Genomic DNA, 14,277 nt, shown 5'->3' with positions numbered 1-14,277 from the left:
ACACCGCGTCGACCTCGGAGGCGGCCGCGCCGCTCCGACACCGTCTTCCGGATCGCCCACCTCTCCGCCGGGACGCTCTCGACGACGCTCCTGGGCTTCGGCGTGGTCGGGCTGAGCACTCTCGTCCACTGACCGTTCATCCTCCGCGGGATGCGGGGAGGACCCCGGCGCTGCCAGGCTGAGCGGATGACTCCGCAGTCCTCCCGCCTCCGGCCCTTCGGCCCGTCCGGCGCCACCGTCACCCGGCTGACCCTCGGCACCTCCTGGCGCCCCGAGCGCGTCGCCGACCTCGACCGGGTGCCGGCCCTCGAGCGCGTCCTCGACTCCGACGCCGCCACCCGCGCCGTCTCCGTCGTCGACACGTCCAACGAGTACGCCGGCGGCCACAGCGAGCGCCTGATCGGCGAGGCCCTGCAGGCCCGCGGCGGCGTCCCCGAGGGGATCACCGTGGTCACCAAGCTCGACCGCGACCCGAGCACCGGCAGCTACTCGGCCGAGCGGATGCGCCGCAGCCTCGACGAGAGCCGCGAGCGCCTCGGTATGGACGTCCTCCCCCTGCTCTACCTGCACGACCCGGAGCGCATCTCGTACGACGAGGCCTTCGCCGAGGACGGCCCGGTCCGCGCGCTCGTCGCGATGAAGGAGGCGGGCGTCGCCCTCTCGATCGGGATCTCCGGCGGACCCGCGCCGATGCTGCGCCACTACGTCGACACCGGCCTGTTCGACGCCGTGATCACCCACAACCGCTTCACGATGGTCGACCGCTCCTCCGAGGAGCTGATCGACGCGTCCGTCGACCGCGGCGTGATCGTCGTCAACGCGGCGGTCTACGGCGGAGGCGCCCTCGCACGCTGGCCGGAGCCGGTCGCCTCCTACGCCTACCGGCCGGCGCCGCGCGAGATCGTCGACGCCGTCGCGGCGATGGGAGCGGCCTGCGAGCGGGCGGGCGTGCCGCTCGCCGCCGCCGCGCTGCAGTTCTCGACGCGCGACCCCCGCGTGACGACGACGGTCGTCGGCGCCACCTCCGCCGAGCACTACGACTCCTTCGTGGCCGACGACGCGCTCGAGATCCCCGACGCGCTGTTCGAGGAGCTGGAGTCGCTCGCTCCGCCGAGCACCGTCTGGCAGGACGCGCCCGGGGCGACCTGGCCGCGCTGATCCGGGCATAGCCGGGCTCTCCTCCCGGTTGGAGCACGTGACCCCCTCCGCGAGATGCCGCCGGCGTGCGCCCTCACCGGCGTATCCCCTACCGAAGCGGCGTTCCGCGGAGAAGCACGACAGGAGAGACATGACCGACACCGCCTTGTTCCAGCCGCTGACGCTCCGCTCGAGGACCGCGCGCAACCGCCTCTGGGCGGCACCGATGTGCCAGTACTCGGTGGAGGCGCAGGACGGCGTGCCCACCTCGTGGCACCTCGTGCACCTCGGCGGGCTCGCGCGCGGCGGATCGGGCGTCGTCATCGCGGAGGCCACCGCCGTCGTCCCCGAGGGGCGGATCAGCCCCTGGGACACCGGGCTGTGGAACGACGAGCAGCGCGACGCCTGGGCTCCGATCGTCGAGTTCGTGCACGGGCAGGGCGCGCTCGCGGGCGTGCAGCTCGCCCACGCGGGCCGGAAGGCGTCGACCTACCGCGAATGGAGCGGACGCGGATCCGTGCCGCTGGAGGACGGCGGCTGGCCGACCGTCGCTCCCTCGGCCGTCGCGTTCGAGGGCTATGCGGAGCCGCGCGAGCTGGCGGCGGACGAGCTGCCCGGCGTCGTCGAGGCGTTCCGCGCCTCCGCCCGCCGCGCCGCGGACGCCGGCTTCGACGTGATCGAGCTGCACGCCGCGCACGGGTACCTGCTCCACCAGTTCCTGTCGCCGCTCTCGAACACGCGCGAGGACTTCTACGGCGGCTCCCTCGAGAACCGGGCGCGCCTGCTGCTCGAGGTCGTCCGCGCGGTCCGCGCCGAGATCGGGGAGCTCGTGCTGCTCGTCCGCTTCTCCGCGACCGACTGGGCCGAGGGCGGCTGGACACTGGAGGAGACGATCACCGTCTCGGAGTGGGCGCGCGCCGAGGGCGTGGACCTCTTCGACGTGTCGACCGGCGGACTCGTGCACGCCAGCATCCCGGTGGCGCCGCTCTACCAGGTGCCGTTCGCGCGCGACCTGCGGAAGGCGACCGGTGCGCTGGTCGGCGCCGTGGGACTCATCACCACGGCGGAGCAGGCGGAGGGCGTGGTCGCGAACGGCGATGCCGACGTCGTGCTGCTCGCCCGCGAGCTGCTGCGCGACCCGAACGCTCCGGTGCGGATGGCGCACGAGCTCGGCGCGGACCTGCCGGTGCCGCCGCAGTACACCCGGGCCTGGCGCTGAGCCTTCAACCGCGAGATGCCACCTGTGCGCGTGCCTCGCGGCGTGTCGTGTGCACAAGTGGCATCTCGCGGAGGAGAGCGGTCGGGCTCCCCGGAGGAGAGCGTCAGCTCTCGGAGGGCTCCTCGGGAGCGTCCTCCTCGGGGTTGAAGTGCGAGTCTCCGGAGACCCCCACCGCCAGCCCGTCCTCGGAGTGCGGGATGGTCTCGTCGTCGCCGAGACCGTTCGCCTTCTTCTCGCCCTCGGACGAGGTGGCTGCGTCGGTCACGGCTCAGGCCTCGACGTCGCCGCGCCAGGCACCGTCGGGGGTGCCCTGCTTCTCGATGTACTCCTTGAAGTTGTTCAGGTCCTTCTTCACGGCGTGGCTGCCGGCGCCGACGAGCGAGCCGAGCGTCTCGAGGAAGCCCTTGGGCTCCCAGTCGAGCTGCACGGTGACGCGGGTCTCGGTGTCGGAGAGCTTGTGGAAGGTGACGACGCCGGCGTGGTCGGTCTCGCCGCCGGTGCTGTTCCACGCGACGCGCTCGTCGGGGTGCTGCTCGGTGATGTTCGCCTCGAACTCGCGCTCGACGGGGCCGACCTTCACCTTCCAGACGGTGAGGGTGTCGGTGACCTGCTGGATCGACTCGACCTCGTCGAGGAAGCGCGGGAACTCCTCGAACTGGGTCCACTGGTTGTAGGCGACGGACACGGGGACGTTGACGTCGACGGTCTCGATGATCTGCGGCACGGTGGTGCTCCTTGCTGTCTCACTCGGTGTGCGGCGTTCCGCTGCTGCGGTCGTCACGCTCGACGTTAGGCGGGAGCCGCCTGGGAGCGCACCGGGTTGCGGACTGCCCCGAACGTGGTAAGCGGAGGCGGTGCTGCGGTGCGCGCGCCGGGACAGCTCCGGCGGGCGCCCGAGACGCCGCCGCGCGCGCCGGGACGTCCGCCGGAGGGCGGCGTCCGGACGGCACGGCGGCGTCTCGGGAGCGGCAGGACGGAGCAGGCCGCGGTCAGCGGTCCTGCGGGTCCCCGCCGAGCTGGCCGATGGCGGGGAGGGGGCCGCCGTCGTCGGCGCCGGTGCGGCGCCAGCGGGCGATGGCGTTGCCCAGGTGGTAGATCACGAGGGCGGCGCCGGCGCCGAGGACGATGCCGCCGAGCTCGAAGCCGCCGGAGGAGAACGAGAAGCCGGCGATCGCGATCACGAGGGAGACCGCGGCGGTGTACTGGTTGACCGGGCGCGAGAAGTCGACGCGGTTGTCGATCCAGATCTTGATGCCGATCACGCCGATCAGGCCGTAGAGCGCGGTGGTCGCGCCGCCCAGCACTCCGGCCGGGATCGAGTTGAAGACGGCGCCGACCTTGGGCGAGAGGCTGAGCAGGATCGCGGTGACGCCGGCGACCCAGTAGGCGGCCGTCGAGTACACGCGGGTGGCCGCCATCACTCCGATGTTCTCGCCGTAGGTCGTGGTGCCGGAGCCGCCGAAGGCGCCGGAGAGGGTGGTCGCCACACCGTCCGCGATCAGGGCCCGGCCGGTGCTGGCGTTGGCGGAGGCGTCGGTCATCGTCGCGACGCCGCGGACGTGTCCGACGTTCTCGGCGATGAGGACGAGCACGACCGGCAGGAACATCGCGATGCCCGACCACGTGGATCCGGAGGCGAAGTCGGGGAAGGTGAACGGCGGCAGCCCGAACCAGTCGGCCGCACCGACCGCGGAGTAGTCGATCTCGTTCCGCAGCAGGGCGACGACGTAGCCGATGACCACGCCGAGGAAGATCGAGACGCGGCCGAGGAAGCCGCGGAGGAAGACGCTCGACAGGATGATCGCGGCGAGCGTGATCGTCCCGGTGATCGGCGCCTGCTTGAAGCTGAGGTACGCGGTCGGAGCCAGGTTGAACCCGATCAGGGCGACGATCGCGCCGGCGACGACCGGGGGCATCAGCCTGTCGATCCAGCCCAGGCCGACGACCTGCACGAGGACGCCGACGGCAGCCAGGAGGAGGCCCACGGCGACGACTCCGGCGAGCGCCGACCCCGTCCCTCCGACGGCGGTCGCGGCTGTGACGGGCGCGATGAAGGCGAAGCTCGAGCCGAGGTAGCTGGGGAGCCGGTTGCGCGTGATCAGGAGGAACAGCAGCGTCCCGACTCCGGAGAAGAGCAGGGTCGTGGCGACCGGGAACCCGGTGAGCACGGGCACGAGGAACGTCGCTCCGAACATGGCGACGACGTGCTGGATTCCGATGGCGATCGTGGCCGGCCAGGCGAGCCGCTCGCCGGGGGCGACGACGGCGCCGGGCTCGACGGTGCGGCCGTCTCCGTGCAGGGTCCAGATGGGCATGGGGCTCCTCGGCGGGGAAGGGAGGCGGGGGTCGACGTTCACAGTAGCGAGGGGTCTGGCCGTGCCGCGGCACCCGACCTACGATCGGGCCATGGACGGAGCGCGGCGTCTCGGCGAGGAGGAGTTCTCCGCGCACCTCGCCGAGCGGGTCGCGCGGATCCGCGGGTCGTTCGGCGACCTCCCGCTCTGGGCGGTCTCGGGCTGGAGCGGTCCGCGGCTGCTGGCTGAGTGGACGCTGACGGGCGGCCCCCGGGGGCTCTCGTTCCTCGCCGACGACGCGGTCCCGGGCGGGCCGGGGCCCTCCGTCGAGATCCGCACGACCCTCGGCGATCCGCGGCACGACGTCGCGCTGCTCTGCTGCCGGGAGGAGGCGCCCGTCTCGTTCGTGCAGCCGGAGGCGCTGCCCGCTCCCACGCGGATCGCGGAGATCGCGGTCGACGGGGCTCCGGAGCCCTTCGAGGTGTGGGAGGGAGCCGGGGCCGTGCGCGCGGCCGCCTGGGTGCGGGGGCACGTCCTCACGCTGGAGTGCCGCGGAGTCGATCTGGACGCTCTCGCGCTGGACGAGGTGGACGACATCGAGCCGTTCGTGGCCGGCTGGCTGGAGTTCGTGGGCGCCTCGCGGCGTTGAGCGCCGACCCGCGCTCCCGCGCTGCTGGGAGAGCGCGGAGTCCCGCTCGGCGCGCCGGTGAAAGATGTGCGCCGATCCCGGACAGGAGGGAGCATGAGGCACATGCCAGCTCCCCTCGCGGGTCCCGACCGGTTCGCCGCGGTCGCCGCCGCGGTCGCCGATCCCGTCCGCCGCTACCTCTGGCGGCGCACCGACTCCGCCACCGCCGACGACGTGCTCGCCGCGACGCTCTCGGTGCTCTGGCGCCGCAGCGCCGACGTCCCCGAGGACGACCCGGTGCCGTGGGCGATCGGCGTCGCCCGGCTCCAGCTGCAGAACGCCCGGCGGATGCAGCGCCGCCAGGTCATGCTCGCCCAGCGGATCGCGGTCGTCGATCCGCCCCAGGTGCAGATCGACGAGGGCGAGGCGTCGGGCGCGGAGGAGACCGTGCGCCTCGTGCTCGCCCGGATGCGCGAGCAGGACGCCGAGCTGCTGCGCCTCTGGGCGTGGGAGGAGCTCGACGTCCGCGGGATCGCCGCGGTCCTCGGAGTCACGGCGAACGCCGTCTCGATCCGCCTCCATCGCGCGCGGCGCCGCTTCGCCGAGCTCTACGACTCCACCGACCCGCATGCACCCGAAGGGGGACTCCGATGACCGGAACCGACGACGAGGACGTCCGCCGTCTCCTCCGCACGGTCGACCCCGCGCGGAGCCTCCCCGCGCTCGACCGCGACGAGCTCGCCGAGCAGATCGCCGCCGCGACGGGCGAGGGCACGCGGACGGTGCACTCCCGCCGCCGCTCCCCCTGGCTGATCGTGGGAGTCGGCGCGCTGAGCGCCGGGGCCGCCGCCTCCCTCCTGCTGCCCTTCGCGCTCGGCGTGGGCGGGGGCAGCACCTCGACGCTGATCCTGCCGAGCACGGGCGGGCCGATGGCCGCGTGCTCGCCGGTGACGGCCGCCGCGCTGGCCCCCGCTCAGCTCGCGTTCCGGGCCGAGGTCCGCTCGATCGACGGGAGCACCGTCACCCTGCACGTGCTCGAGCGCTACGCGGGCGAGGTCGGCGACGGCGTCACAGTCACCCAGGGCAGGGAGACGGCGGTGGACGGGGCCCCCATCGTCTTCGAGACCGGGGTCGACTACCTGGTCGCGGCCGACGGTGACACGATCCTGACCTGCGGCCTCAGCGGTGAGAGCTCCCCCGAGCTCGCGGCGCTGTACCAGGAAGCGTTCTCGCGGCAGTAGGCGGAGGCGGGTAGCGGCCCGCGCGGGCGGTGGCAAGGGCCTCCCCGATCGGGGGGAGCGGCGCGCAGGCTGAGGCATGGGCCTCCCGGCCCTCCCCCTCCGGTCGCCCGGCGGCGCCCGCGGGCCCTCGGCGACACCGCCCCGCCCGCCCCGCAGGAGGCCCGCATGCCGGTGTTCCGGCTCCTCGAACCGCTCCACGCCGCCGGTGTCGCGCTCGCCGACCTCGCGAGCGATCGGCTCCGCCTCCACGGCGACGGCTCCGACGTCCGCATCACCGCGGTGACCGTCGCGCACACCGAGGCGGGCCCCGGCGCCCTCTTCGCCGCGCTCCCCGGGAGGAGGAGCCACGGCGCCCGGTTCGCGGCCGACGCGGCGGCGGCAGGAGCGGTCGCCGTGCTCACCGACGCGGGCGGGCTCGACGAGGCGCGCGCCTCCGGACTGCCCGTCCTCCTCAGCGACGACCCCCGCACCGCCCTCGGCCCGGTCGCCGCGCAGGTGTACGGCACGAGGAGCGGACCGGTGCTCCTCGGCGTGACCGGCACCAACGGCAAGACCAGCACCGTGCACCTCCTCGACGCGGTGCTCCGGCAGCTGGGCGTCGTCTCGGGGCTGAGCTCCACCGCCGAGCGCCGCAGCGCCGACCACGTGGTCGCCAGCCGCCTCACCACGCCCGAGGCCTCCGAGCTGCACGCGCTCCTCGCCCGGATGGCGGAGGACGGCGTCGAGGCGGCGGCGATCGAGGTCAGCGCTCAGGCGCTCGTGCGCTCCCGGATGGAGGGGATCGTGCTCGACGTCGCCGGGTTCACCAACCTCAGCCACGACCACCTCGACGACTTCGGCGACCTGGACGAGTACCTCCGCGCCAAGCAGCGCCTGTTCACGCCCGAGCGGAGCCGCCGCGGCGTCGTGGTCGTCGACACCGAGGCGGGGCGCCGGGTCGCCCGCGAAGCCTCTGTCCCGGTCGTCACGCTCTCGGCCGGGGACGGAGCCGACTGGCGGATCGACGTGCTCGAGACCGCGGTCGACCGCACCCGCTTCCGGCTCACCGCCCGCGACGGCTGGTCGACGACCACCTCCGTCCCGCTCCTCGGCCGCCACATGGCCTCGAACGCGGCCCTCGCGCTGGTGATGCTGATCGAGGCGGGCCACGCGCGCGACCGGGTGGCCGCGGCGGTCGGCTCCGGGATCGACGTCACCGTGCCCGGGCGGACGCTGCTCGTGTCCGGTGCCGACGGGCCGCGGGTCTTCCTCGACTTCTCGCACACCCCCGACTCGGTCGCGCGCACCGTCGACGCCCTCCGCGAGGTGACGCCCGGCCGCGTGCTCGTCCTCCTCGGCGCCGACGGCGACCGCGACCCGAGCAAGCGCGCGCCGATGGGCCGGGCCGCCGCCGAGCGCGCCGACCTGGTGATCGTCACCGACCACCACCCGCGCTTCGAGGACCCGGCGCGGATCCGCCGCGCCCTGGTCGACGGCGCGCGCCGCGTCGAGCGCTGCGAGGTGCTCGAGATCGCGGAGCCGGCCGACGCCGTCCGCGCCGCGCTGCACCGGGCCGGCCCGTCCGACTCCGTCCTCTGGGTCGGCCCCGGCGACACCGACTACCGCGTGGTCGGCGCCGACGACCTCCCCTACTCCCCCCGCGCCGACACGGCCCGCGCGCTGGCCGAGGCCGGCTGGAGCGTCGACCTGCTTGACTGACCGGGTGTTCTCGACCCTCCCGGTGCGCCGCGTGCAGGCCCGACCCGAGCACCCCGCCGACCTCGCGCGGTGGCCCGCGACGCTCGCGCCCGTGCGGCAGGTGCTGGCCGAGGGCTGGGATCTCGGCCAGGTGACGGTGATCACCGGCGAGAACGGCTCGGGCAAGTCGACGCTGCTCGAGGCGGTCGCCCTCGCCTACGGGCTGAACGCGGAGGGCGGATCCACGGGTGCGATGCACTCCTCCCGCGCCTCGGAGTCGGACCTGGCCGAGCACCTCCAGCTGGTCCGCGGGGCCGGGGCGTCCAAGCGCGGCTTCTTCCTCCGCGCCGAGACGATGCACGGCTTCTTCAGCTACCTGGAGGAGGTGGGGATCGACGGCGGGTACCACGAGCGGAGCCACGGCGAGTCGTTCCTCGACATCGTGGCGAACCGCTCCCGGATCAGCGGGCTGTGGCTCCTCGACGAGCCTGAGTCGGCCCTCTCGGTGTCGGGCTGCCTCGCCCTGATCGGGCAGCTGCGCGATCTGGTCGCCGGCGGCTCGCAGGTCGTCCTCTCCACGCACTCGCCGATCCTCGCGGCCCTCCCCGGAGCCGACCTCTACGAGCTCGACGAGACGGGCCTGCGCCCCTGCCGCTACGACGACCTCGACCTGGTGCGGACCTGGCGCGGCTTCCTCGACCAGCCGGCCCGCTTCCTGCGCCGGTTGGAGTAGGTCGGAGGGCGCTCGGCCGCGCCGGAACGGGCCGTTCGTGTTCACCACGAAGGGAAGTACGTCGGCAGGCAGTCCCGTTCTCGCGGATCCCGAGCCGCCAGGGCGAAAGTCTCCGCCGGCACGAGCACTGTCAGGCCGCGGAGGCCGCCGCCGGCCGGGCGACTCGGGGCGCCCAGCCCACCGCGATCGCGACGCCGGCGAGCGCGAGCTGTCCGAGCGGCGGCAGGATCGCCGAGACCAGGGAGCCGTCGCCGCCGGAGGTGACGAAGGTGTCGGCGACCGACATCCCGAAGCCGAACCCTGCGAAGAAGCGGAAGACGACGGCGCCGGCGACCAGGGCGAGCATGAGCACAGCGATCCGCCGCGGAGTGAGCGGCGACCTCCGGCCGACGAGGGCGCCGGCCGTCACGACGATCGCGGCGGCCGTCCAGAACGCGGCCCACCCGGTGACCCAGATCGCGTGGGAGCCGAACACGAAGCCGTCGCGCTCGGACATGGTCGCGTAGATCTCCGCCAGGGCCACGCCGGGGACCTTCGCCTGCGGATTCCAGACCAGCAGATCCACCGCGCCCACCACCGTGACGCCCGCCACGAGCGCGAGGCCTGCGAGGGCGACGGGGAGGCGCTGAGCGCGGGTCGCCGTCCGCGGTGCGAGGGCGATGGTCCGCGAGCCGCCGAGGACGATCGCCCCGCAGACGAGTCCGGCGAGGGAGACGGGCAGGCCGACGAGGGCGAGGGGTCCGGGGAGGAGGAGGCCGGCCGCGGTGAGCACCGGGCCGACGACGGCGGCGACCAGGGAGATCCGCGCGAGCACCGTGCGGGCCGACGCCGCAGCGCCGAGGAGGTGGACCGCGCCGAGGACCGCGACCGCGACGGCGGCGACGAGCACCGCGGTCTGCACGGCGCCGACGGCGGCGAGGGCGGTGTCGGAGGCGGCACCCGGCTCGGGGACGATCCCGCCGCCGGTCAGCGCGATGCCGCTGAGCATCAGCGCTGCCGCGGCGAAGAGCGCGAGTCCGCGGCGGGCGAGGCGGCGCGGAAGCGTGCCCCGCGCTTCGCCGGTGTGCGCGGGCAGGTCGCGGTCGACGCTCACCAGCAGGGCGAGCGCTCCGAGGACGACGCCGCGCCGGGGCAGTCCCAGCTCGGCGGCCCCGGCCAGGTCCGCCCGCCACTCCTCGAGGTAGCGCTCGCGGGCGAGCGGGGGCAGCAGCAGCGACAGGAGCCGCAGGAGCGCGCTCACGCGGTCGCCTCCGCCGCTCGCGGCGCCGTCCGCGCGGTCGACCTCATCCGCTCGACGGCGGCCCGGGCTGCCGGGGCGCCCTCCGCGGTCAGCTCGTAGAGCCGGCGACGCGGGCCGCTCCGCTCGCTCGCGGCCTCCCACTCCGAGACCGCCCATCCCGCTCCCTCGAGCCGCTCCAGGATCGGGTAGACGCTGCCCGCCGGTCGCCCGGTGGCCTTGATCACGACCATGCCCCAGGTCGGGCCGTCGGCGTCGAGGAGGGTCCGGAGGACGTCCGCCGTGGCGGGCGTGAGGCGAGGGAGTGGCTGCACACGGATGACGCTACCTATGTAGAGATAGCGGGGTCAATCGGATCGCCTCCGTGCGTCCGGGCGATACCACTCCACTCCCCGGCCGCGGTCGGGCCCTCAGTCGTGCGACGACTTCGCCGCCGCCGTCCGAGGAGGACCGGAGTCGGTTCCGGCCCCGCTTCCCTGATCGGCGGGATCGGCGCCTTGAAACTCCCATGACCAGGGCGGGATCAGCTGCCGCATCACCCTTCACGGCGGGGTGGTCGCCGAGCAGATCAGCACAGGCGCGTCCGCCTCGGCGATCCCCACGGCGACCCCGCAGCAGCCGCGGACACTGCCGCTAGCCGGACCCAGCGCGCAGAACGTCGGCCGAGAGCAGCCGCCCTCCACCCTCGGGGGACGGCGGGCACTCTCAGCCGACGGTCTGCGCGCGAGCGCGGGGACTACTTGCGGAACATCCGCGCCGTGGTCTCGAAGAGGCCCTTCACGGGGCGCTGCTGCTCGCCCTGCTGGGCGCCGAGGACGATGATGACGGCGGTCAGCACGGGGATGGCCCACTGGGTGACCTTCTGCACGCGGAGGGCCGTGGTCAGCTCCTGCGAGTTGTGCTCCGACGCCTCGGTCACGCCGGGGGCGCCCTCGTCGGCGTGCTTGGCCTGCGTCGCTCCGGCGACCGCGGCGATCACCGAGGCGGCACCGGCGAGCCCGGTCACGACGGTCTTGACGACGGTGTTCGTGCGGCTCTCCTGCTGGTTGGCCAGGCGGGTCTTGTTGGCGAGGACGAGTCCGATGCCGCCGACGCCGTGGGCGGCGATCGCGGCGAGCTGCACAGGGGTCCAGCGGGCCCAGCCGTTCGAGGAGAGGCGGAGGCGCTCCGCCGGGTCGGACGAGGTGGACGCGGCGCCGTTCAGGCCGACGGCGCCCATGAGCGAGCCGCCGAACCAGGCGGCGGCTCCGAGGTCGTGGAGACTGCGGACGAGGGTGTTGCGGGAGGGCATGTGGGCCTCTTCTCTGCCGGCGGCGGACGCCGGCGGTGGTCGGCTGGTGCGGACTCCTCCGACGCTACGCGCGCCCTGGAACCGCGCACGGGGCTTGACCTCTCCCCTTCCGACAGGCTCCGCTGGAGGTCACCGACCGACCCGGACCGACCGACCCGAGGAGCCCCGCGATGCCCACCGACGACGAGAAGCGGACGACCCGCGACGAGTTCCACGACGCCGTGAACATGACCGCGAAGGAGCTCGAGGAGTGGCTCGGCACCGACGAGTCGAAGGAGGTCGGCCAGAAGCCGGAGGGCGGCGGCGAGTCCGTCGGCCACGAGAGCGGGCGCCGCATCGTCGAGCTGCTGGGCACGAAGCAGGCCGACCTGAGCGAGGACGACTACGCCCACATGACGAAGGTCGTCGGCTACGTGCACCGGCACGCGAAGCAGCGTCCCTCGGGCGATGTCACCGAGACGAAGTGGCGCTACTCCCTGATGAACTGGGGCAACGACCCGCTGAAGGGCTGACCCGGTCCGAGAGCTGCGCTCAGCACATCCCGAAGAGGTTGCAGAGGGCGCCGCGGTCCTGGATCGACTCCATGCCGCCCGGCTTCTGCACCTTCGGCAGCTCGTAGGAGGCGGCGACCGTCTGCACGCCGGCGGACGAGGCGGCCTGCACGGGAGCGGCGGCAGGAGCAGCGGCGGGAGCGAGAACGGCTCCGAGGGCGAGGGCGGCGGCGGCGAGGATCGGGGCCATGGTCGTTCTCCTGTGATCGAGGGGTGCGATCGGCTCGACCGCTCCATAAGCATGGCGACGCCCCGTCGCACCGCTCCTGTACGAAAGACCAGTCCGCCCTTGTACGGAAGGCCGACGGGGCTCGGGGGAGGCTTCGGTACCCTGGTCCCGTGGTGGGGACGACGCGGTGGACGAACGACGTGCGGACGCTGCCCGGCGGGTGGATCACCCGGTCCCTCCTGCTCGGCTCCTTCACGCTCCTCGTCGTCATCGACCTGATGGGCGGCAGCGTCGACCTCACGTCGGTCCGCGGCTGGATCGAGCTGGCGCTCCCCTACCTGCCGCTCCTGGCGCTGCTCGCCGGCGCGATCCCCGCGGCGGTCTCGCTCTACCTCGTCTACGCCGTCGTCCTGATGCTCGGCGCCCCGCCGCTGCTGCTCGCGGCGCTGATCTTCCCGACCATCGTGGTGGTCGGCTTCGTCACCTTCCTCCTCCCCTGGCGCGCGGGGCTCGTCTTCGTGCTCGGCACCCTCGTCCTCCTGCCCGCGGTGCTGCTCGTCGACCGCGCCATGGGCACGGCCGTCTACGTCCTGGGCGCGTTCGTCCTCTTCGGCGGCACCGCCGGGCTGGGCCTGAACGCCTTCCGGGGCCGCAGCGAGCGGAGCGAGCGCCGGGCCGACCGCATCCAGGAGGAGCAGGCGCGGATCCGCAACGAGGAGCGGACCCGGCTCGCGCACGAGCTGCACGACATCGTCGCGCACGAGGTGACCATCATCGCCATGCAGGCCCGCCGCGCGACCTCGGTCGAGGACCCGGCCAAGACCGAGCGCATCCTCGAGAGCATCGGCGACGCGGCGCAGCAGGCGCTGCAGGATCTGCGGAGCCTCGTGACGCTCCTCCAGGACGAGGACGAGGCAGGCGCTCCCGCCCGCGGCGACTCCGACCTGCTCGGGACCCCGGAGGTCTCGGGCGCCACGACCACCGCCGTCGGCTTCGTCCACGACGTGCGGAACGTCGCCGACGCGATCGAGCGCGCGGGCTTCCGAGTCCGCCTCGACGTGGCGGGCTCCGTGGCGCAGGTGCCCGCGAGCCTCCGCCAGGTGCTGCGGCGCACGGTCCGGGAGCTGGGCACGAACGTGCTCAAGCACGGCGACACCGCCGGTGAGGTGCAGCTCCGGCTCGAGGTGTCGGGGGGCGAGGTGCAGCTGAGCTCCTCCAACGCGATCGCCTCCGCGGCTCCGATCGTCTCCTCGCACCTCGGGATCGAGGCGATGTCGGCCCGCTGCGCCGTCTTCGGCGGGCGGCTGGATGCGGGAGCCCGCGGCGGCCGCTGGACTACGACCATGACCATCCCCCTCGAGGGCCGGGCGTCCGGTGCGCTCGTCGCGGGGGCGACCGACGAAGGACGAGAGCGATGACCCGCGTGCTGCTGGTGGACGACGAATCGATGACCCGCGAGATCCTCCGCGACTACCTCTCGCAGGACCCGGCGATCGAGGTGGTGGGCGAGGCCTCCGACGGGAGGATCGCGGTGCAGCAGGCGGCGACGCTCCAGCCCGACCTGATCCTGATGGACATGCAGATGCCGGTCATGAACGGCGTCGCCGCGACCGAGCGGATCCACGCCGAGCACCCGGGCATCGCGATCCTCGGGCTCAGCACGTTCACCACGGACCGCTACGTCGTCGACCTGCTCCGCGCGGGCGCCTCCGGCTACCTCGTCAAGGACACGAAGCCGCGGGAGATCATCGCGGCGGTGCACGCGGTGCTCGCGGGCGAGTCCGTGCTCTCCGCCGAGGTCACGCGCCACGTGGTGAAGGGGCTCGAGGAGTCGGTGCCGGCGGAGACGGTGCCGGACCCCGATCTGCTCGAGGCGCTCACCGAGAAGGAGCTCGAGGTGATCCGCCTGCTCGCCCGCGGGATGAGCAACCGCGAGATGGCGCAGGAGCTGTTCGTCACCGAGTCGACCGTGAAGGCGCGGTTCGTGAAGGTGATGGAGAAGCTGGGCGTGCGCGACCGGGTGCAGATCCTGGTCTCGGCGATCGAGCACGGGCTCGTCGACCTGGGGACGCGTCCCGGCCGGAGCTGATCGAGCCCGCC

The 14,277-nt window shown here is 73.8% G+C and carries 17 protein-coding genes; 10 read left to right on the top strand and 7 right to left on the bottom strand.

What is annotated here, in order from left to right:
• The first annotated feature begins 186 nt into the window (after positions 1 to 186).
• Both C5B92_RS03740 and C5B92_RS03735 read left to right on the top strand, forming a co-directional pair.
• Complete coding sequence (locus C5B92_RS03740; protein ID WP_181028726.1) at positions 187 to 1,158, top strand: aldo/keto reductase; 972 nt, start codon at positions 187 to 189, stop codon at positions 1,156 to 1,158.
• Between the two features lie 130 nt (positions 1,159 to 1,288).
• A complete protein-coding gene (locus tag C5B92_RS03735) occupies positions 1,289 to 2,356 on the top strand; it encodes an NADH:flavin oxidoreductase/NADH oxidase (RefSeq protein ID WP_104350080.1) in 1,068 nt (355 codons plus the stop codon).
• Between the two features lie 103 nt (positions 2,357 to 2,459).
• Here the strand turns inward: C5B92_RS03735 and C5B92_RS17150 are convergent, their stop codons facing one another.
• The 3 genes from C5B92_RS17150 to C5B92_RS03725 form a co-directional block, all read right to left on the bottom strand.
• Positions 2,460 to 2,621 carry a hypothetical protein gene (locus tag C5B92_RS17150; protein WP_167299017.1) on the bottom strand — a complete coding sequence of 54 codons (162 nt, stop codon included), beginning with the start codon at positions 2,619 to 2,621 and terminating at the stop codon, positions 2,460 to 2,462.
• A gap of 3 nt (positions 2,622 to 2,624) precedes the next feature.
• Positions 2,625 to 3,080 carry an SRPBCC family protein gene (locus C5B92_RS03730; RefSeq protein WP_104224157.1) on the bottom strand — a complete coding sequence of 152 codons (456 nt, stop codon included), beginning with the start codon at positions 3,078 to 3,080 and terminating at the stop codon, positions 2,625 to 2,627.
• 265 nt (positions 3,081 to 3,345) lie between these two features.
• The gene (locus tag C5B92_RS03725; RefSeq protein WP_104225956.1) at positions 3,346 to 4,671 is read right to left on the bottom strand and encodes a uracil-xanthine permease family protein; all 1,326 of its coding nucleotides are present in this window, start codon (positions 4,669 to 4,671) and stop codon (positions 3,346 to 3,348) included.
• 91 nt (positions 4,672 to 4,762) lie between these two features.
• Between C5B92_RS03725 and C5B92_RS03720 the strand changes: the two genes are divergently transcribed.
• The 5 genes from C5B92_RS03720 to C5B92_RS03700 all read left to right on the top strand — a co-directional run bounded on the left by C5B92_RS03720 (position 4,763) and on the right by C5B92_RS03700 (position 8,929).
• Positions 4,763 to 5,299, top strand: a complete 537-nt coding sequence (locus tag C5B92_RS03720; RefSeq protein WP_104350079.1) for a hypothetical protein — start codon at positions 4,763 to 4,765, stop codon at positions 5,297 to 5,299.
• 102 nt (positions 5,300 to 5,401) lie between these two features.
• Positions 5,402 to 5,932, top strand: coding sequence for an RNA polymerase sigma factor (locus C5B92_RS03715; protein ID WP_160033683.1), 531 nt, complete (start codon positions 5,402 to 5,404; stop codon positions 5,930 to 5,932).
• Complete coding sequence (locus C5B92_RS03710) at positions 5,929 to 6,519, top strand: hypothetical protein (RefSeq protein WP_104237812.1); 591 nt, start codon at positions 5,929 to 5,931, stop codon at positions 6,517 to 6,519. The genes C5B92_RS03715 and C5B92_RS03710 overlap by 4 nt, the downstream gene beginning before the upstream one ends.
• Positions 6,520 to 6,684: 165 nt before the next feature.
• Entirely contained in the window at positions 6,685 to 8,217 is a 1,533-nt protein-coding gene (locus C5B92_RS03705; protein WP_104323588.1) for a Mur ligase family protein, read from the top strand.
• Positions 8,218 to 8,221: 4 nt separating this feature from the next.
• The gene (locus C5B92_RS03700) at positions 8,222 to 8,929 is read left to right on the top strand and encodes an AAA family ATPase (protein WP_104268547.1); all 708 of its coding nucleotides are present in this window, start codon (positions 8,222 to 8,224) and stop codon (positions 8,927 to 8,929) included.
• A 130-nt stretch (positions 8,930 to 9,059) separates the two neighbouring features.
• Here the strand turns inward: C5B92_RS03700 and C5B92_RS03695 are convergent, their stop codons facing one another.
• From C5B92_RS03695 to C5B92_RS03685, 3 genes are all read right to left on the bottom strand, one after another.
• A complete protein-coding gene (locus C5B92_RS03695; RefSeq protein ID WP_104350078.1) occupies positions 9,060 to 10,169 on the bottom strand; it encodes a hypothetical protein in 1,110 nt (369 codons plus the stop codon).
• Positions 10,166 to 10,480, bottom strand: coding sequence for a PadR family transcriptional regulator (locus tag C5B92_RS03690; protein ID WP_219814339.1), 315 nt, complete (start codon positions 10,478 to 10,480; stop codon positions 10,166 to 10,168). The genes C5B92_RS03695 and C5B92_RS03690 overlap by 4 nt, the downstream gene beginning before the upstream one ends.
• Before the next feature lie 422 nt (positions 10,481 to 10,902).
• Positions 10,903 to 11,457, bottom strand: a complete 555-nt coding sequence (locus C5B92_RS03685) for a hypothetical protein (protein ID WP_104225963.1) — start codon at positions 11,455 to 11,457, stop codon at positions 10,903 to 10,905.
• A gap of 170 nt (positions 11,458 to 11,627) precedes the next feature.
• On the opposite strand from C5B92_RS03685, the gene C5B92_RS03680 reads away from it, so the two are divergent.
• A complete protein-coding gene (locus C5B92_RS03680; RefSeq protein WP_104249733.1) occupies positions 11,628 to 11,969 on the top strand; it encodes a DUF3140 domain-containing protein in 342 nt (113 codons plus the stop codon).
• A gap of 19 nt (positions 11,970 to 11,988) precedes the next feature.
• On the opposite strand, the gene C5B92_RS03675 is transcribed toward C5B92_RS03680, so the two are convergent.
• Positions 11,989 to 12,198, bottom strand: coding sequence for a hypothetical protein (locus C5B92_RS03675; RefSeq protein WP_104225965.1), 210 nt, complete (start codon positions 12,196 to 12,198; stop codon positions 11,989 to 11,991).
• 149 nt (positions 12,199 to 12,347) lie between these two features.
• Between C5B92_RS03675 and C5B92_RS03670 the strand changes: the two genes are divergently transcribed.
• On the top strand, positions 12,348 to 13,595 hold the full coding sequence (locus tag C5B92_RS03670) for a sensor histidine kinase (protein WP_258059356.1): 1,248 nt from the start codon (positions 12,348 to 12,350) through the stop codon (positions 13,593 to 13,595).
• The gene (locus tag C5B92_RS03665; RefSeq protein ID WP_104225096.1) at positions 13,592 to 14,266 is read left to right on the top strand and encodes a response regulator transcription factor; all 675 of its coding nucleotides are present in this window, start codon (positions 13,592 to 13,594) and stop codon (positions 14,264 to 14,266) included. The genes C5B92_RS03670 and C5B92_RS03665 overlap by 4 nt, the downstream gene beginning before the upstream one ends.
• Positions 14,267 to 14,277 lie beyond the last annotated feature (11 nt).

Origin of the sequence: Rathayibacter sp. AY1A4 (assembly GCF_002930955.1) — a bacterium.
GTDB lineage: Bacteria > Actinomycetota > Actinomycetes > Actinomycetales > Microbacteriaceae > Rathayibacter.
This window is presented reverse-complemented; position numbering and strand designations above follow the sequence as displayed.